The sequence below is a fragment of the Bradyrhizobium uaiense genome, assembly GCF_010811875.1.
Lineage (GTDB): Bacteria > Pseudomonadota > Alphaproteobacteria > Rhizobiales > Xanthobacteraceae > Bradyrhizobium > Bradyrhizobium uaiense.
On the sequence record NZ_VKHP01000984.1, the window covers coordinates 1 to 243 of the forward strand.

General features: G+C 59.7%; 1 pseudogene. It reads left to right on the plus strand.

The features are described from left to right. A pseudogene (locus FNJ47_RS48410) lies at window positions 1-243 on the plus strand (IS701 family transposase); the annotation flags it as partial.

A 243-nucleotide genomic window follows, 5' to 3' on the forward strand; every position in this document is an offset into this window, starting at 1 on the left:
TGAGTTGGCGCAGCGGGACCAAAGGTCGGTTGAAAGCCCGATTTGCTGCTGTCCGTGTCCGCACCGCCGACGGACCTCCGCAGCGGATATGGGATAAGGGTCAGCAGCATCTCCCGGGCGACGAAGCTTGGCTCATTGGCGAGCAACGTGCCTCAGGGGAGAAGAAATACTATCTTGCCAATCTCCCTGCGGCGACGGATCTGCGCACACTAGCCGCCACCATCAAGGCAAGATGGATTTGTG